Source organism: Ornithinimicrobium sp. F0845 (genome assembly GCF_023015765.1).
In the GTDB taxonomy this organism is placed as follows: Bacteria; Actinomycetota; Actinomycetes; order Actinomycetales; family Dermatophilaceae; genus Ornithinicoccus.
Genome location: NZ_JALKAL010000006.1, coordinates 177,693 through 195,228, shown reverse-complemented (window position 1 = coordinate 195,228; position 17,536 = coordinate 177,693). Strand labels below are relative to the sequence as shown.

The following is a 17,536-nucleotide window of genomic DNA, read 5'->3' as shown; positions in this document are numbered from 1 at the left end:
CGATCAGCGTCGCCGGAGCCGGGGAGCCGGCACCACTGCCAGGGTACGCCGCAGGACCGAGGGCCGACCCGCCAGCGACTCGCGGGCGCCGGGCAGCGACCGCGCCAGCGACAGCAGCACCCCGACCCCCATGAGGGCGGCCACCAGGGCCGAGCCGCCCGAGGAGACCAGGGGCAGCGGCACCCCGATGATCGGCAGCATCCCGATGACCGAGCCGATGTTGAGCATGGCCTGCGCGACGAGCCAGACCATGATGCCGCAGGCGGCGATCCGCACGAAGAAGTCGGGGCTGGTCACCACGATGCGGTAGCAGGCGTAGGCGATGACGACGAACAGCGCCATGACCGTGAGCGTGCCGGGCAGGCCCAGCTCCTCGCCGATGATGGCCAGGATGAAGTCGTTGTGCGGCTCCGGCAGCAGGCCCCACTTCTCGCGGCTGCCGCCCAGTCCGAGCCCCCACCAGCCGCCGTCGGCCAGGGCATACTCCGCGTGGACCTTCTGGAAGCAGCCCTTGACGTCGGGTGTGGTGCAGATGTCGCCGATCCAGACCTGGATGCGCTCCATCCGGTTGGCGCTCAGCGCCGCCATGTAGGCCGCGCCGCCGCCGGTCAGCGCCGCGACGCCGATGAACCAGCGGGCCTGCACCCCGGCGCCGAACATCATGCCGCCGGTGATGGCGGTGAGGATCAGCACGGTGCCCAGGTCGTGACCGGCCAGGACGAGCGCGATGAGCACACCTGCTCCGGGGATCACGAACGGGATGAGCACGTGGCTGATCCTGCCCAGCACGCGCCGCTTCCTGGCCAGCACAGCGGCCCCGAAGACGACCAGCGCGAGCTTGCCGAACTCCGAGGGCTGCACCGAGAAGCCAGCCAGGCTGATCCAGTTGCGGTTGCCCTGGAAGTCGACGCCGAGCGGGCTGAACACCAGCGCCTGCAGGCCGATCGCGGCCACCATGCCCCACGGCGCCAGCCACTTCCAGGCGCGCACCGGGAGCCGGCTGCAGAGGAAGGCCAGGACGATGCCCGCCCCGGCATACATCAGCTGGGTCAGGAAGACCGTGTAGGAGCTGCCGTCCTGCTGGAAGGAGCTGACGCTGCTGGCCGAGAGCACCATGACCAGGCCGATGGCGACCAGCAGGCTGGTGGCCCCGAGCAGCAGGTAGTAGGGCGCAACGGGTGAGCGAAGCCGCTCCCCCACCCCCGCGGCCACCGACTCCCGGCCCTGCTCCTCACGGCGGACGGGCCAGGTGGTCATGAGATCGCCCCGCCGGCCCTCCGCCGCACCGACTCGGTGAACAGCTCGCCCCGGACCCCGTAGTTGTCGAACATGTCCAGCGAGGCCGCAGCAGGAGCGAGCAGCACGACGTCCCCCGGGCGCGCCAGCGTCAGCGCCGCCTCAATCGCCTCATCCATCACACCAGTCACATCCGTAGTGTGACCGCTGGGCACCTTGATGACGGGGACGTCGGGCGCGTGTCGGCCCAGGGCGGCCGCGATCTGGTCGCGGTCCTGGCCCATCAGCACCGCCCCGCGCAGGCGGTCGGCCGCGTCGGCGACCAGGGCGTCGACCTCGGCACCCTTGAGCTGTCCCCCGGCCACCCACACGATCGACTCGTAGGCCCGCAGCGAGGCCGCGGCCGCGTGCGGGTTGGTGGCCTTGGAGTCGTCGACGAAGCGGACCCCGTCGATCTGGCCGACCTCGGTGATCCGGTGCTCGGCGGGCCGGAAGTCGCGCAGCCCCCGCTGGACCGCGGCCGTGGAGACGCCGTAGGCCCGCGCCAGGGCCGCCGCGGCGAGGGCGTCGGCCACCAGGTGCGGCGGCGGTGCGGTGTCGCTGCCGCCGGTCAGGTCGCCCCAGGTCAGGTCGCGCAGCGTGCCCAGCTCGGCCGCCGAGGTCTTGCGCTCGGCGACGAACGCCCGGTCGGCGAGCACGTCCTCCACCACCCCGAGCATCGACAGGTCGGGGGTGCCGAGGGTGAAGCCGATCGCCCGGCACCCCTCGACGACGTCGGCCTCCTCGACCATCGCCTCGGTGGCCGGGTCGTCGACGTTGTAGACGCAGGCCACCTGGGTGCGCTCGTAGATCTTGGCCTTGGACGCCGCATAGGCCGCCTCGCCGCCGTGCCAGTCCAGGTGGTCGGGCGCGACGTTGAGCACGCACGAGGCCATCGCCGAGATCGACTCCGACCAGTGCAGCTGGAAGCTGGACAGCTCGACCGCCAGCACGTCGTAGGGCTCGGGGTCCAGCAGCGCCTCGATGATCGGCGTGCCGACGTTGCCGACGGCCAGCGCCCGCAGCCCGTCGGCGCGCAGGATCGCCTCCAGCATCTGCACGGTCGTGGTCTTGCCGTTGGTGCCGGTGACCGTCAGCCAGGGGGCCGCGCCGGTGGCCGGGCGCATCCGCCAGGCCAGCTCGACCTCCCCCCAGATCGGTATGCCGTGACTCGCCGCCGCGGCCAGCACCGGCTGGTCGGGGCGCCAGCCGGGAGAGGTGACGACCAGGTCGACCTGCCCGTCGGCATACTGCGGCAGGTCGGTGACGTGCTCGGGGCCGAGGCGGACGTCGGCGTCCAGGATGCCCAGGATGCGGGCTCGCTCGGACTGCTCGGTGGTGCCGTTGCCTGCGTCGACGACGATCACCCGGGCACCCCGCTCGAGCAGCGCGTCGGCGGCGGCGAAGCCGCTGATCCCCAGACCGGTGACGACCACCCGCAGCCCGGCCCAGTCGGCGTCGCGGTGGGTCAGGGACGTCAATCGGTCGCTCACAGCGAGACCACCCACTCGGCGTAGAAGATGCCCAGGCCGGCCGCCACGCACAGGCCCTGGATGATCCAGAAGCGGATCACGATGGTGACCTCGTTCCACCCCAGCAGCTCGAAGTGGTGCTGCAGTGGCGCCATCCGGAAGACCCGTTTGCCGGTGAGCTTGAACGAGCCGACCTGGATGATCACCGACATCGTGATGATGACGAACAGGCCGCCCAGGATGACCATGAGCAGCTGGGTGTGGGTGGTGATCGCCAGGCCGGCCAGCGCGCCGCCGAGGGCGAGGCTGCCGGTGTCGCCCATGAAGATCTTGGCGGGCGAGGCGTTCCACCACAGGAAGCCGAAGCAGGCGCCGGCGACGCACGCGGCGACGACGGCGAGGTCGTGGGCGTCGCGCACGTCGTAGCAGTTGGGCCCGGGGGTGATCTGGCAGTTCTGGTTGAACTGCCAGATGCCGATGAGGACGTAGCCGCCGAAGACCATCACCGAGGCGCCGGTGGCCAGGCCGTCCAGGCCGTCGGTGAGGTTCACCCCGTTGGACGCGCCGGCGATCATGATGTTCGCCCAGATGACGAACGCGATGAGACCGCCGACTGTGCCGAAGACCGCCAGGTCCAGCGAGGTGTCCCGCACGAAGCTGATGGCCGTGCTGGCCGGGGTGCGGAACGCGTCGCCGGGGAACTGCAGCGCCAGGATCGCGAAGACCACCGCGACCGCGGTCTGGCCGATGAGCTTCTCGTGGGAGCGCAGGCCCAGGCTGCGCTGCTTGGAGATCTTGGTCCAGTCGTCGGCGAACCCGACCAGGCCCAGCCCGGCCATCAGGAAGAGCACGAGCAGCCCGCTGATGCTCATCGAGCTGGCGCCGAAGTTCATCAGCCCGGTCTGGGAGATGACCCACAGCATCAGGTGCGCGCCGAAGTAGCCGATGAGGGTCGCCGCCAGGATCACGGCGCCGCCCATCGTCGGGGTGCCGCGCTTGGTGTGGTGCGAGGTGGGGCCGTCGTCGCGGATGAACTGGCCGTAGCCGCGGCGGACCAGGAACTTGATGAACAGGGGCGTGCCGAAGAGCGCCACCACCATCGCGATCGCCGCCGCCAGGACGATGGTGACCATTAGGGCGACTCCTCGCCGACCAGCTGGTCACCCAGGAAGCGCAGGCCGGAGTCCCGGCTGGACTTCAGGAGGGCGACGTCGCCGGGGTGCAGGATCTGCTCGAGCAGCTCGCGGGCCGCGTCGGTGTCGGGGCACTCGTGAGTATGCCGTCCGCCGGCTGCGCGGAAGCCGTCCGCCACCGCGCGGGCCCCGTCCCCGACGGCCACGACCGTGTCGATGCCCAGGCCCGCGGCGAGCTCGCCGATCGCCCGGTGCTCGGTCTCTGAGTCCTCGCCCAGCTCGCGCATCTCGCCGACGACCGCGACGGCCGCCCCGGCGTCGCGCATCACCGCCAGGGAGCGCAGGGCCGCGCGCATCGAGTCGGGGTTGGCGTTGTAGGCGTCGTTGACGATCGTCACGCCGTCGGGCCGCTCGTGGACCTCCATCCGCCAGCGGCTGACCGCGCCGGCCCGCCCCAGCGCCTGCGCGATCTGCTCCACCGGCATGCCGAGCTCGTGGGCGACGGCGGCGACCGCGAGGGCGTTGCCCACGTGGTGCGGCCCGTGCAGCCGCAGCGCGACCGGCACCGGGGTCTCACCCGGGATGCCGAGGGTGAAGGATGCCTGGCCGCGCACGTTGATCTCGACGTCGTCGGCGCGCACCTGGGCGTCGGGACTCTGGCCGACGGTCACCACCCGCGCGGCGGTCTGTGCGACCATCGCGGCCACGACGGGGTCGTCGGCGTTGAGCACGGCAAGGCCGTCCTCGGGCAGGGCCCGGACCAGCTCGGCCTTGGTGTGCGCGATGGCCTCGCGGCTGCCGAACTCGCCCAGGTGGGCGGTGCCGACGTTGAGCACGACGCCGATCCGCGGCGGGGCGATGGCGGTGAGGAAGTCGATGTGGCCCACGCCGGAGGCGCCCATCTCGGCCACGAGGTACTCCGTGTCCTCGGTGAGCCGGCACACGGTGAGCGGCACCCCGACCTCGGAGTTGTAGGAGGCGATCGGAGCCACCGTCGGGCCGAGGTCGGCGACCACCTGCGCGGCGAGGTCCTTGGTGGAGGTCTTGCCGGAGGAGCCGGTGATCCCGATGATCTGCAGGCCACCGGCCGCGATGCAGCGGTCGACGACCTCCCGGCCGAGGGCGGCGAAGCCGTCGGTGGTGTCCTCGACGACGACGCAGGGCAGCTCGTCGACCCGGCGCGAGGTGAGGGCTGCCACGGCACCGCGCTCCGCCGCGCCCCCGACATACTCGTGGCCGTCGGCGTGCTCCCCCAGCCGCGCGACATACAGGCTGCCGGCCTGGGCCTCCCGGGAGTCGGTGACCACCGTGGCCGTGATCCGCGTGTCCATCGCGCTGGCGGGGTGCACCTGCCCGCCGGTTGCCTCGGCGATCTCACCGAGGGTCAACTCGATCACTCAGGCGTTCCCTTCGTCTCGGATGGCGATGTCGCCCAGTGTCGCACCGGGGCTCACGTCCCGGGGGGCGGGAGCGTTGGGATCGTACTCCAGCTTGACCTGCGGGGCCTCCGTCGTGCTCGGCTCCACGCCCCGGGAGGTCAGGCCGTAGCGCATGATCTCGGAGAAGACCGGACCGGCCAGCTCGCCACCCCACTTGCCGCGGGTCGGACGCTGCATCACGACCGCCACGACGAGGTCGGGGTCGTCGGCCGGTGCGAAGCCGATGAAGCCTGACGTCACGCCCGAGTAGCGGCGCTTGGTCGGGTCGTAGCGGTCGGCGGTGGAGGTCTTGCCCGCGACGCGGTAGCCCTCGACGGCGGCCTTGCGGGCCGTGCCCTCCTCGCTGGGGACGTACTCCATGATCGAGGTGAGCTCGGCGGCCGTCTCCTCCGAGATGACCCGGTCGCCCTCGGAGTCGGCCTCGGCAACGTAGCGGCCGCCCTCCTCGGTGGTGCCCTTGATGACCTTGGGGTCGCAGTGGACGCCACCGCTGGCCACGGTCTGGAAGACGCCGATCTGCTGGATCATGGTGCTCGCCAGACCCTGCCCGAAGTACAACGTGTACTTGCTGGTCGCGCTCCAGTCCTCGACGGCCGGGACCGACCCGGCCGACTGGCCGGGGAAGCCCAGGGAGGCGGGGTTGCCCATGCCGAAGTCGCGCATGTACTGGTAGAACACCTCGTCCGGCAGCTCCTCGCCATACATGATCGTGCCCATGTTGGAGGAGGTCGCGAGGATCCCCGCGAAGGTGAGGTAGGGGGTGTCGGGGTCGTGCGAGTCCTTGAAGCTGCTGCCGCCGCGGTAGATCCGGTTGGGCACCACGAACGGGGTCTCCACGTCGACGATGTCCTCCTCCAGCGCCGCCGCGGCGGTGATCACCTTGGAGGTCGAGCCCGGCTCGTAGACGTCCTCGAAGAGCGGGTTGCGCAGCCCCTCGGAGGTCTGCTGCGCGTCCGAGGGGTCGAAGGCGGGGTAGGTGGCGGCCGCGAGGATCTCGCAGGTGTCGGCATCCAGCACCATGGCCGAGCCGGTCAGCGAGCCGTTGCGACGCACCTCGTTGGCCACGGCGTTGTAGGCCGTCCACTGCAGGTCGCTGTCGATCGTCAGGTGGACGTCCTCACCGGGCACGGCGGGGATCTCGCTGCTCGTGCCGGTCGTGATGATCTCGCCGCGCCCGCCCAGCTCGTAGGTCGTCGAGCCCGGCGTGCCGTTGAGCCGCTCGTCAAACATCAGCTCGATGCCGTTGGCGGGCAGCCCGCTGGAGCCGACCCAGCCGACCAGCGGTGCCATCGCCGAGCCGAGGGGGTAGGAGCGCTTGACGAACGGCTCGGAGTAGATCCCGGGGATGCCCAGGGCGTGCACCTCCTGCCAGGTCTGCGGGGAGACGTCCTTCTGCAGATAGGTCCACCGGGCACCGTCGCGGTCGCGCAGGGTCTGCTCCATCCGGGCGGCGTCGCCCCCGGTGACGGCGGCGATCTCGGCAGCGGCCCCGGCATAGCCAACCTCGACCTTCTCGCCGTCGATGCGCTTGGTGTAGGTCTTCACCGCAGTGGGGTCGGCCGTGATGTGGCGCCGCTCGATGGACTCAGCCAGCACCACGCCGTTGGCGTCGTAGATCGTGCCGCGGGAGGCCGGGATGGTCACCTCGTGCAGGCGCCGGTCGACGGCCGCGGCCGAGACGCTCGCGGCGTCCAGCCCCTGGAGCTTGACCAGCTGTGCCGCGAACAGGCTGAAGACGACGAGGATGCCGAAGAGCATGATCCGCATCCGTCGCTGGGGGTGCACCACACCTCTGAGCCCCTTGGGTGCCTTGGGTCGGCGAGTGGCCATGCTCCTCAACCTCCCTGGACGGCTCCCTCGATGCCTTCTTCGATCCGTGTGACATCACTGTCGGCCTCGGAGACGAACGGCGTGACCACGGTAAAGCTGTCGTCGACGTCGACCGACGCCGCCACGCCGAGGACCGTGTTGTCCGACAGTCGGAGCACCGCCGTGGACGGCGACGGGACCAGGCCGAGCCGCTCGGCCTCGACCGCCAGCGTCTCCGGCGAGCGCTTGGCGGACAGCTCGGCCTCAAGGGTGACCCGGGTGTCGTGCAGCACGGTCTGCTCCTTGCGCAGGTCCGACAGCGTGAACGAGCTCTCGGCGCGCGCCGTGTTGAGCAGCAGCGCGCCGAGCAGGCCGGCGACGACCAGCGCGATACACAGCACGACGAAGCCGGTGTGGCTCTGCGTCGTGGGAGCCGCGTCGACGACCCTCAGTCGGGCACGCTGCCGCGGCGGCGGTGCCGTCCTCGGCGCACGGGCGGGGCGGGCGATGGCACGGGCCACGGTCATCTGGCTCATCGGGTTTCCCCCTTTTTCGTAGTGGTTTTGCTGGTCTCCCCCGCAATTTCGTAGGGGTTTCGCTGGTCCCTCACGCTTTTTTGCAGGGCTTTTGCACGGGTCCGCTCGGCGGCACGCAGCCGCACCGAGGCGGCCCGCGGGTTCAGCGCGGTCTCCGCCGGGTCGGCCATCTCGGCACCCCGGGTGAGCAGCCGCAGCCAGGGCTTGTGCTCGGGCAGCTCGAAGGGCAGGTCCGGCGGCGCGGAGCTGGTCGCGCCCAGGGCCAGCCCGCGCTTGGTGATCCGGTCCTCCAGGGAGTGGTAGGACAGCACCGCGATCCGCCCGCCCACCGGCAGCAGGTCCAGCGCGGCCGGCAGCGCGTCCTGCCACACGGACAGCTCGGCGTTGACCTCGATCCGCAGCGCCTGGAAGGTCCGCTTGGCCGGGTGGCCGCCGGAGCGCTGGGAGGCGGCCGGCACGACGTCGTGCAGCAGCTGCACCAGCCGCGCCGAGGTGGTGAACGGCTCCCTCTCCCGCTCGGTCACCACCGCCCTGGCGATCTTGCGCGCGAACCTCTCCTCGCCGAACTCGCGCAGGATCACCTCCAGCTCGCGCACGTCATACGAGTTCAGGACGTCCGCCGCGGTGAGGCCGGTCGTCTGGTCCATCCGCATGTCCAGCGGCGCGTCCATCCGGTAGGCGAAGCCCCGCTCCGCCTCGTCCAGCTGCAGCGAGGAGACACCGAGGTCGAACAGGATCGCCTGCGCCTCCCGGATGCCGCGCTGCGCCAGGGCCCGCGTGATCTCGTCATACACCACGTGCACCGGGACGAACCGGTCCCCGAAAGTCGCGAGGCGCTCCCCGGCCAGGGTGAGCGCCTCGGTGTCCCGGTCGATGCCGACCGCCGTGACCCCTGGGCAGGCCGTGAGGATCGCCTCCGCATGGCCCCCCATCCCGAGGGTGCCGTCCACATAGACCGCGCCCTCGTCCTGCAAGGCGGGTGCGAGAAGCTCGACGATGCGATCGCGCAGCACGGGAGTATGCCGTGCTGCGGCCGGTCGCTGTGTCATCGTCTCCTCCTTCGGTCCTGGTGCTGCTCCGTGTCCCGGTGCTGGCTCTCGTGGGTGGCTGTCGGTGGTCGGTGCTTGGGTGTGTCGTGGTGGGTGGTGGTCCCAGCCGCCGTGCGGCGCCAGTGCTGTTCTTCCTCGGGCCCTGGGACCTGGTCCCCCTCCGCGCCGTCCGAGTGGTCCGGCCCGGCTCCGGGGAAGAGGAGTCGGGATGGTCCTGCTCGTGGTGCGCCCGGCTCCGGGGAAGTGGAGTCGGGTGCGGGCGGTGCGGCTGGAGACCAGACATCAGGGCCGGTCGGTGGAGTGAGGTGGGGGGTCGGGGTGGGGCGAGGTGGGGGATCGACTTCTACAGGCCCGGGACCACCTCCTCGCTCTGGTTGGCGAAGGCGTCCTCGTGGTCGGCGACGTAGGTCGCCCAGGCCTGGGCGTCCCAGATCTCGAGGCGGTCGCCGGAGCCGATGACGGTGCACTCGTGGGACAGCCCGGCATACTCCCGCAGGATCGCCGGGACGGTGACCCGGCCCTGCTTGTCGGGGATCTCGTCGGAGGCGCCGGACAGGAGAAGTCGCTGGTGGGCGCGGACTCCGGCGTTGGTGGTCGGGCCGCTCTGCAGGCGCTCGGCGACCTTCTCGAACTCGGCCATCGGATAGACGTAGAGGCAGCGCTCCTGACCACGCGTCATCACCACTCCCCCGGCGAGCTTGTCGCGGAACTTGGCCGGCAGGAACATCCGTCCCTTGTCGTCCAGGCGGGGCGAGTAGGTGCCGAGAAGCAACACCGTGACCACCCCTTCCCGAGTCGATGGCTACTCCAGGTCCATCCAATGCGCCCCACAGTACTCCACTTTGCACCACTGTCAACGCCATCCGACGGCAATTCGCGGCTTGCTCAGAGCATTTGTGCAGGTCAGGAAGGTGGGGGGAAAGTGGGGGAAACGAGCACCGGAGGGACTGCAACCTCAGCGCCGCGTCGGGCGTCTGTCTCACGTGCTCACCAACCCGGGCGACGGACCATCGGAGTTGGCCGCCGGGCACGTAGGCTTCTACGAGAGAAGCACGCGCACCGACGCTCGACGACGAGGCAGGATCACCTCCATGACCGTGAATGCAGGGCCAGCTCCCGACCTGGACTCCGTGCAGTCCGTCGCCGGTGCCATCCACCGGGCGATCAGCACCGTGATCGAGGGCAAGGAGCACGCCCTCCGCACCGCGGTGACGGTGCTCCTGGCCGAGGGCCACCTGCTGGTCGAGGACGTGCCGGGTGTGGGCAAGACGATGCTGGCCAAGGCCCTGGCCCGCTCGATCGACTGCAACGTCAGCCGCATCCAGTTCACGCCCGACCTGCTGCCCAGCGACATCACGGGCGTCAATGTCTTCAACCAGGACACCCGCACCTTCGAGTTCCGCAGGGGCGCGATCTTCGCCAACATCGTGGTCGGCGACGAGATCAACCGGGCCTCCCCCAAGACCCAGTCGGCGCTGCTGGAGTGCATGGCCGAGCGTCAGGTGACCGTCGACGGCAGCACCTACGAGCTGGCCGGTCCGTTCCTGGTGATGGCCACCCAGAACCCTATCGAGATGGAGGGCACCTACCCCCTCCCCGAGGCGCAGCGCGACCGTTTCATGGCGCGCATCTCGATGGGCTACCCCTCCGGGGCGGCCGAGCTGGCGATGCTGCAGTCCCATGGCGAGGCCGACCCGCTGGGCTCCCTCGAGCCCGTCACCGACGGCGAGACCGTGCAGCGCCAGATCAGCGCCGTCCGTCGCCTGCACACCGCCCCCGCCCTGCGGGAGTATGTCGTGGCGCTGGTCACCGCGACCCGCCAGCACCCCTCGATCAGGTTAGGCGCCTCCCCGCGCGCCGGGCTGCACCTGCTCGGCGCGGCCCGCGCCAACGCCGCCCTCGTCGGGCGCGACCACGTGCTCCCCGAGGACGTGCAGGCCCTGGCGCCGGCCGTGCTGACCCACCGCCTGATGCTCAGCGGTGAGGCACAGCTGACGGGACGGACGACCGCGGACGTGGTGTCCGACATACTGCAGCGCACCCCCGTGCCCTCCGGTCGACGCTGAGGAGAGGGACGTGCGTGCCCCGGGGGTGCTGACGAGTCGGGGCCAGGTCTTCCTGGGCCTGGGGGCGGTCATCGCCCTGGCCGGGATGGTCCTCGGCTATCGCGACGTGACGCGCGTGGGGCTGCTGCTGGTGGTCCTGCCGCTCCTGGCCCGACTGCTGGTCCGGGCGACGCCGCCGACCCTGCGAGTGCAGCGCACCGTGACCCCGGCCCGGCTCAACCCCGACCAGGCGGGCACCGTCGAGGTCCACTTCACCAACGTCGGCAAGCGGCCCACGCCGATGTTCCTGGCCGAGGAGCAGTTCGACTACGCCCTCGGCGACCGGCCGCGCTTCATCCTGCCCCGGATGACGCCGCAGGAGTCGCGCCGGCTGCACTACCAGGTGCGCAGCCGCCACCGGGGGGCCTTCGCCGTGGGGCCGATCACCCTGCGGCGCCGCGACCCGTTCGGGCTCACCCACGTCGCGCTGCAGCTGCCCGCGACCGTCGAGCTGCTCGTCCTGCCCTATGTCTGGGACCTCGGCGACCGGCGCGTGGCCGGCCAGGGCCGGGGCACCGAGGGCGAGCTCCCGCAGATGGTGTCGCTGCACGGCGAGGACGACGTGTCGATCCGGCAGTATCGCGACGGCGACGAGCTGCGTCGCGTGCACTGGCCCGCCACCGCGCACCGGGGGGAGATCATGGTGCGCCAGGAGGACCGTCCCGCGCGTCGCCGGGCCGTGCTACTGCTCGACTCACGGGCCGGCGCCCACCCCGGCACCGGCTACCAGGTCTCCTTCGAGTGGGCGGTCAGCGCCGTCGCCTCGCTGGCCCGGCACCTGATCAAGGACGGGTTCGTGATCCACCTGCTGACCCACCGGACCGTCGAGGACGGCTCGGCCGGGGTGCAGATCGGGCTCGACGAGGCCCTCGCCACGCTCGCCCGGGCACGGGCCGACCAGGGCACCAGCCTGGAGCCGTTGGCCGCTGCGGCCCACAGCTTCACCTCGGGTGGCGTCCTGCTGATCTCCGTGGTCGTCGCGCACGACGAGGCCGAGCTCAGCCACCTCGCGGCCGTGCGGGAGCCCGGCTCGGCGGCGATGGCCATGGTGCTCGACTCCGACGCCTTCCGCGCCGAGTCGAACGGTGACCCCACGACCGCTGCCCGGCACACCCGGGTGCTGACGCAGGCCGGGTGGCAGACGGTGCTGGTCGGGCCGGACGACTCGGTCCCCGGTGCGTGGGAGCAGCTGCGCGCCGCCCGGCGGGTGGGGGCGCTCACGTGAGGTTCGCGTCATGAGGTTCAACCTGGACCGTGGTCTGTGGCCGGAGGCCGGGCTCGCCGCCCTGGCCACGCTCACCGTCGCCTGGCCCCTGACCAACCTGCTGAGGGAGGGTGACTGGATCGGGCCGGCGATCCTGCTGGTCCTCCTGGTCGCCGTCGTCGGCGCGGTGCTGCGCAGCCTGGACGCCGACCCCACCCTCGTGGTCCTCGGCCAGGCGCTGGCCGTCCTGGGGGCCCTCGTCTGGCGCTACCTGAGCGACACCCTGATGTGGGTGGTGGTCCCCGGGCCGGACACCCTCGACCGTGCCACCGAGCTGCTCCGCGAGGCCGGGCGCACCCTGCAGTCCTTCGCCGCTCCAGCACCCACCAACGAGGGCGTGGAGTTCCTCATCGTCTCCGTCCTCGCGCTGACGGCCGTGTCGGTCGACGCGATCGGGGTGACCGGGCGGGCCCCGGCGACGGCTGGGCTGCCGCTGGCCGCGGCCTTCCTGGTCTCGGTCTCCAACAGTGGCCGGGCGATGGACCCGTGGTTCTTCGCCGCAGCGGCCCTGGCCTGGCTCCTGATGGTGGCCCAGCAGGGCAACCGGCTGGTGTCGGGGTGGAGCTCGGCCGACCGCCGCGAGAGCGTGGGCGCCCACGACGTCTCGCACGGACCGAGCGGACATCGCACGGTGGCCCGGGTGCTGGCCGTTGTGACCGTGCTGGGCGCCCTCGTGCTCGCCTCCGTCGTCCCGCACCTGCCTCCGACCTTCTTCGCCGAGGGCCTGGCGCGCGACCCCGACGGCCGCTCCGTCGGCGGCAGCGGCCAGGTGAGCTTCACCGAGACGATGGATGTCACCGCCGACCTGCACGACCAGTCGGACGATCCGGTCATCCGGTTCCGCTCGCCGAGCCGCCCCCTGCAACCCCTGCGGGTGACGGCCACCAACGAGTATGACGGCGAGCGCTGGCTCCCACCCGACTACGACCCCGGCCCGCCGCAGGCGCCTCAGCTCACCCCGGGCACCTCGCCCCAGGCCGCCATGGCCGATGAGCTCTCCCTCCAGGTCGCCGAGATGTCCGTCCTCAGCAACAGCCTGGGCGCACCGCACCTGGCGCTCCCGGGTCCGGTCCTCAGCGTCACGTCCGAGGACACGACCATGCAGTGGGACGCGGAGCTGGCCGCGGTGCGGGTCTCGGAGCGACCGGACACCTATCAGGTCAGCTTCCTGCAGGTCGCCCAGACCGGCCGGGTCCCCGACGGGGTGGGCGACGCGGAGGCCGACCCGGGCGAGTGGGAGGACTATCTGCAGGTGGACCCCGACGGCGAGGCGGCGTTGTCGGCGCTCGCGGACCAGGTCGTCGGGGACGCCACCAACGACCTCGAGGTCGCCAACCTCATCCAGCAGCACTTCCGCAGCGGCCTCTACACCTACTCCCTCCAGCTCGCGCCGGGGGCCGGAGGCGACGACGCGATCAGCCACTTCCTGCAGACCCGCCAGGGCTACTGCGTGCAGTTCGCCACGGCGATGGTGATGATGGCCCGTCAGCAGGGGATCCCGGCCCGGATGGCGGTCGGGTTCCTGCCCGGCGAGCTGCAGGCCAACGGGTCGTTCTCCGTGGTGGTCTCCGACGCGCACACCTGGCCGGAGCTGTGGATCGACGGCCTGGGGTGGACCCGCTTCGAGCCCACCCCGGGCATCCGGTCCGGACCTCCCCCGCCCTACAGCGAGCTGAACTCCGGCGCTGGCGAGGAGGTCCCGACGGTCACCGAGACGGCGACCCCGACGGGCGTCCCGACCCAGCAGCCGGAGGGCACCGCGGAGGACACCAGCTGGTGGGAGGACCTGCAGGACTTCGTGCGCTCCGCGGCGCCCATCCTGCTCCGTGCCCTGGTCGTCGTCGTGCTGCTCGGCGTCCTGATGGCGGTCGTCGCGATCGCCGGTCGCCGGCACCGGGAGTCGGTGCTCCGCCATGCGGCCACACCGCAGGAGCGCATCGAGGGGCAGTGGGAGCTGCTGAAGCGGTCCCTGGAGGACTACGGCATCGACCCCCCGCCCGACCGGAGCCCGCGCGAGATGGCCAGTCACTACGTGACCGCCGCGCGCCTGGACCGGCCCACGGCCGACGCGATGGGCCGCGCGACGACCGTTCTGGAGCGGGCACGCTACGCCGACGCCTCACGGACCCAGGACACCGACGACACGACGATGCACGGCGACGTCATGCGCGTGCTGGACTCGGTCTCGGCCAAGCTGCCGTGGAACATCCGGGCCAGCGCCAAGCTGTTCCCCCGCAGCGGCTGGCACTACCTGCGCGCCCTCCCGGGCCGCCTCCTCCGACGGTAGGTGGGCCCCCTCCCCCGACCGGGCGCGTGGGGCGGAGAGAATCCACCCCACCGCCTGACGAACAGCGGAGCATCGGTCGTGTCGCGACCGCCGGCCCCACCGAGGCGTCTTCGAGCGCCTTGGTGATCCTCGGGCCGGCTGCACAGTCGGCCATAAGAACCGGAGGGCGCCCGAAGACGTCCGCCGGGCTGGTTGTCGCGGCCGGCTGGCCCAATGGGCGCGTCGTGTCGCGACCGCCAGCCCAGCGCCTGCCAAACAGAGGAGCATCGCGCCGTGTGGTGTTACCGCGCCCTACCGAATGCGTAGCGTGTCGCTGTCTGCCGAAGCCTCTTGACGGCCGCGACCCAGGTGGCCATGCTTCACCTCAACACGGGGGACCAGTCACCAGGACGCTTCCTCCCTGTCGGGCGACGCAGGGTGCGTCGACCCTCATCTCGAGAGAGAGAACTGGACCATGAAGCGTGAGCTCGCGAGCGGGATCCTGAGTCTGTCGTTGATCGCCGGAGGTGCCCTGGCCGGTGCCGCCATCGCCACCCAGGACGCCGGGGAGGCCACCGGGAAGGGGTCGACCCAGCAGCGGACGGCCGCCCACTTCTCCCCGCAGGACGTGGTCACCGAGGACGGTGTGAGCCGGGTCTGGGGTGCCAACCGCTACGCGACGGCCGCGCAGATCAGCGTGGCCTACGGCTGGGACGCGACGATCACCGGGACGGTCTACATCGCCAGTGGCCAGATGTATCCGGATGCTCTCGCGATCGGTCTGAGCCACTTCGGCGACGGACCGCTCCTTCTCGTGACGCAGGACAGTATCCCGGTCGTCACCCGCAATGAGCTGACGCGGCTCCAGCCCTGCTACATCCATGTCATGGGCGGCGAGGGCGCGGTCAACGACACCGTCTTCGACGCGCTGAAGGCCTACGCCGACCCCACGCTGTGCGAGGCCCCCTGAGCTCGCTGCCCCACGACATACTGCACGATGCCCCGTCCCAGCGTGAGGGGCGGGGCATCGTCAGTATGCGAAAGTGGTTGGCCTGCGCCGGTCAGTCCAGGTAGTCCCGGAGCACCTGAGAGCGCGACGGGTGACGCAACTTGCTCATCGTCTTGCTCTCGATCTGGCGGATCCGCTCACGCGTGACGCCGTAGACCTTGCCGATCTCGTCGAGCGTCTTCGGCTGGCCGTCGGAGAGTCCGAAGCGCATGGAGACCACGCCGGCCTCACGCTCGGACAGCGTGTCCAGCACCGAGTGCAGCTGCTCCTGCAGGAGGGTGAAGGAGACCGCGTCGGCCGGGACGACCGCCTCGGAGTCCTCGATCAGGTCACCGAACTCGGAGTCGCCGTCCTCGCCCAGCGGGGTGTGCAGCGAGATGGGCTCGCGGCCGTACTTCTGGACCTCGACGACCTTCTCCGGCGTCATGTCCAGCTCGGCGGCCAGCTCCTCCGGGGTGGGCTCGCGACCCAGGTCCTGCAGCATCTGGCGCTGCACGCGGGCCAGCTTGTTGATGACCTCGACCATGTGCACCGGGATGCGGATGGTGCGGGCCTGGTCGGCCATGGCGCGGGTGATCGCCTGCCGGATCCACCAGGTGGCGTAGGTCGAGAACTTGTAGCCCTTGGTGTAGTCGAACTTCTCGACCGCACGGATCAGACCCAGGTTGCCCTCCTGGATCAGGTCCAGGAAGAGCATGCCGCGGCCGGTGTAGCGCTTGGCGAGCGAGACGACCAGGCGCAGGTTGGCCTCGAGCAGGTGGTTCTTGGCGTTCTTGCCGTCCTGGGCGATCCACCAGAGCTCGCGCTTGAGCTTGGCCTCGATCTTGTCCCCGGAGTTGAGCCGCTCCTCGGCGAACAGGCCGGCCTCGATGCGCTTGGCGAGCTCGACCTCCTGCTCGGCGTTGAGGAGGGCGACCTTGCCGATCTGCTTCAGGTAGTCCTTGACCGGGTCGGCGGTGGCACCTGCGGTCACGACCTGCTGGGCCGGGGCGTCGTCGTCATCGCCCTGGCTCAGGACGAAGCCTGAGTCCTCGGACTCTGCCTTCGCGGAGGCGGGCTTGGGGGTGGCGACGACCTCGCCCTCACCCTTCTCCTCCTCGTCCTCGTCGTCCTCGAGGTCCTCGTCGTCGACCACCTCGGGCTCGGCCGCGGTCTTCTTGGCTGTGGTCTTGCGCGCCGGGGCCTTCTTGGCCGGGGCTGCCTCGGCGCCCTCGCCGGCGGCGGCCTTGGCGGCGCCCCGGGTCGTGGTGGCCTTGGCGGTGGTCTTCTTCGCGGTGGTCTTCGTGGCGGTGGTCTTGGCGGTGGTCTTGCGCGGCGCGGCCTTCTTGGCCGGGGCCTCCTCGGGAGTCGACTCCTCGGCTGCGCTCTTTGTCGCGGCCTTGCTCGCCGGGGCCTTGGCTGCCGTCTTCGCTGCGGTCTTGCTCGCCGTGATCTTCGTCGCCGTCGCCTTCTTGGCGGCGGACTTGGTCGCCGTGCTCTTCGCCGGGGCGTCCCGGCTCTCGTCGGCCGCGGCCGCCTTCTTGGCCGTCGCGGTCTCGGCCGCCTTCTTGGCGGTCGTGGTCTTGGCCGCGGTCTTGGTGACCGGGGCGTTCTTGGCCGGAGCCTTCTTGGCCGTGCTCTTGCGGGCGGTCCGCTTGGCGGGGGTGGCCTCGGTCCCGTCGAGCAGCACGTGGATCGCGTTGTCGGAGAGGACCTTCAGCACCTTGGTCTGGGTCTTCTTGTTGGGCAGCTGGGCAGCCTCAAGCGCCTCGCGGACCTCGCTGAGGGTCAGCTCGCCGGACTGCTTGCCACGCTTGAAGAGAGTCTCCAGCTCGGGCTTGCTGAACTCGGAGGGAAGGTCGACGGTCTCGGGGACGGAGGGGGCCTTCTTGGCGGTCACGGGTTGCACCAGCTACTTTCGGGGGCGCTTGGGGGGCGGACTCGGGGAAGTGCGCCGGGCACGGCGAAGCACCCAGGACGATGGAGTGTTCGGCAATCCAGGCGACCCGATCCGGTGGACCGGGAGGTCTGCCTGCCTCCATTATAAAACCAGTCGGACCGCAAAGATGTTCCCACACCCTGTCAATCCCTCCTGACCAGCAGGTTCTGCTGCAGTATGCCGTGTGCCTGGCCCGCCGACGCCGCACCTTTGGCAGGGGCTGGGTGGGGCTCGTCCGTGCGTCTTCGGCGGCCTATGCTG

General features: G+C 71.0%; 13 protein-coding genes. 4 read left to right on the top strand and 9 right to left on the bottom strand.

Annotated features, from left to right (window positions below; translation table 11 throughout):
- Nucleotides 1-3: 3 nt before the first annotated feature.
- The 8 genes from ftsW to mraZ all read right to left on the bottom strand — a co-directional run bounded on the left by ftsW (nucleotide 4) and on the right by mraZ (nucleotide 9,485).
- On the bottom strand, nucleotides 4-1,257 hold the full coding sequence (ftsW, locus tag MWU75_RS10995) for a putative lipid II flippase FtsW (protein ID WP_247090521.1): 1,254 nt from the start codon (nucleotides 1,255-1,257) through the stop codon (nucleotides 4-6).
- A complete protein-coding gene (murD, locus tag MWU75_RS10990; protein ID WP_247090520.1) occupies nucleotides 1,254-2,768 on the bottom strand; it encodes a UDP-N-acetylmuramoyl-L-alanine--D-glutamate ligase in 1,515 nt (504 codons plus the stop codon). Before murD ends, ftsW begins: the two co-directional genes overlap by 4 nt.
- Complete coding sequence (gene mraY, locus MWU75_RS10985; RefSeq protein ID WP_247090519.1) at nucleotides 2,765-3,880, bottom strand: phospho-N-acetylmuramoyl-pentapeptide-transferase; 1,116 nt, start codon at nucleotides 3,878-3,880, stop codon at nucleotides 2,765-2,767. The genes murD and mraY overlap by 4 nt, the downstream gene beginning before the upstream one ends.
- A complete protein-coding gene (murF, locus tag MWU75_RS10980) occupies nucleotides 3,880-5,277 on the bottom strand; it encodes a UDP-N-acetylmuramoyl-tripeptide--D-alanyl-D-alanine ligase (protein WP_247090518.1) in 1,398 nt (465 codons plus the stop codon). The genes mraY and murF overlap by 1 nt, the downstream gene beginning before the upstream one ends.
- Nucleotides 5,278-7,149: a penicillin-binding protein 2 gene (locus MWU75_RS10975; protein ID WP_247090517.1), complete on the bottom strand. Its 1,872-nt coding sequence runs from the start codon at nucleotides 7,147-7,149 to the stop codon at nucleotides 5,278-5,280.
- 5 nt (nucleotides 7,150-7,154) lie between these two features.
- Entirely contained in the window at nucleotides 7,155-7,664 is a 510-nt protein-coding gene (locus MWU75_RS10970) for a hypothetical protein (protein ID WP_247090510.1), read from the bottom strand.
- On the bottom strand, nucleotides 7,661-8,713 hold the full coding sequence (rsmH, locus tag MWU75_RS10965) for a 16S rRNA (cytosine(1402)-N(4))-methyltransferase RsmH (protein ID WP_247090509.1): 1,053 nt from the start codon (nucleotides 8,711-8,713) through the stop codon (nucleotides 7,661-7,663). Before rsmH ends, MWU75_RS10970 begins: the two co-directional genes overlap by 4 nt.
- Before the next feature lie 343 nt (nucleotides 8,714-9,056).
- Nucleotides 9,057-9,485, bottom strand: a complete 429-nt coding sequence (mraZ, locus tag MWU75_RS10960) for a division/cell wall cluster transcriptional repressor MraZ (RefSeq protein WP_247090598.1) — start codon at nucleotides 9,483-9,485, stop codon at nucleotides 9,057-9,059.
- A 319-nt stretch (nucleotides 9,486-9,804) separates the two neighbouring features.
- On the opposite strand from mraZ, the gene MWU75_RS10955 reads away from it, so the two are divergent.
- The 4 genes from MWU75_RS10955 (at nucleotide 9,805) to MWU75_RS10940 (ending at nucleotide 15,318) form a co-directional block, all read left to right on the top strand.
- The gene (locus MWU75_RS10955) at nucleotides 9,805-10,779 is read left to right on the top strand and encodes a MoxR family ATPase (RefSeq protein ID WP_247090508.1); all 975 of its coding nucleotides are present in this window, start codon (nucleotides 9,805-9,807) and stop codon (nucleotides 10,777-10,779) included.
- A gap of 10 nt (nucleotides 10,780-10,789) precedes the next feature.
- Nucleotides 10,790-12,043 (top strand): DUF58 domain-containing protein, encoded by a 1,254-nt coding sequence (locus MWU75_RS20305; RefSeq protein WP_247090507.1) that lies wholly within the window; start codon nucleotides 10,790-10,792, stop codon nucleotides 12,041-12,043.
- Nucleotides 12,044-12,053: 10 nt separating this feature from the next.
- Nucleotides 12,054-14,369: a DUF3488 and transglutaminase-like domain-containing protein gene (locus tag MWU75_RS10945; RefSeq protein WP_247090506.1), complete on the top strand. Its 2,316-nt coding sequence runs from the start codon at nucleotides 12,054-12,056 to the stop codon at nucleotides 14,367-14,369.
- Between the two features lie 454 nt (nucleotides 14,370-14,823).
- Nucleotides 14,824-15,318, top strand: a complete 495-nt coding sequence (locus MWU75_RS10940; RefSeq protein WP_247090505.1) for a cell wall-binding repeat-containing protein — start codon at nucleotides 14,824-14,826, stop codon at nucleotides 15,316-15,318.
- A gap of 91 nt (nucleotides 15,319-15,409) precedes the next feature.
- Here the strand turns inward: MWU75_RS10940 and MWU75_RS10935 are convergent, their stop codons facing one another.
- Nucleotides 15,410-17,236: an RNA polymerase sigma factor gene (locus MWU75_RS10935; RefSeq protein WP_247090502.1), complete on the bottom strand. Its 1,827-nt coding sequence runs from the start codon at nucleotides 17,234-17,236 to the stop codon at nucleotides 15,410-15,412.
- Nucleotides 17,237-17,536: the final 300 nt, after the last annotated feature.

Coding starts and splice junctions, on each gene's coding strand:
- ftsW (WP_247090521.1), bottom strand. CDS start 1,257: ATGACCACCTGGCCCGTCCGCCGTGAGGAGCAGGGCCGGGAGTCGGTG.
- mraY (WP_247090519.1), bottom strand. CDS start 3,880: ATGGTCACCATCGTCCTGGCGGCGGCGATCGCGATGGTGGTGGCGCTC.
- MWU75_RS10975 (WP_247090517.1), bottom strand. CDS start 7,149: ATGGCCACTCGCCGACCCAAGGCACCCAAGGGGCTCAGAGGTGTGGTG.
- MWU75_RS10970 (WP_247090510.1), bottom strand. CDS start 7,664: ATGAGCCAGATGACCGTGGCCCGTGCCATCGCCCGCCCCGCCCGTGCG.
- rsmH (WP_247090509.1), bottom strand. CDS start 8,713: ATGACACAGCGACCGGCCGCAGCACGGCATACTCCCGTGCTGCGCGAT.
- MWU75_RS10955 (WP_247090508.1), top strand. CDS start 9,805: ATGACCGTGAATGCAGGGCCAGCTCCCGACCTGGACTCCGTGCAGTCC.
- MWU75_RS10945 (WP_247090506.1), top strand. CDS start 12,054: ATGAGGTTCAACCTGGACCGTGGTCTGTGGCCGGAGGCCGGGCTCGCC.
- MWU75_RS10940 (WP_247090505.1), top strand. CDS start 14,824: ATGAAGCGTGAGCTCGCGAGCGGGATCCTGAGTCTGTCGTTGATCGCC.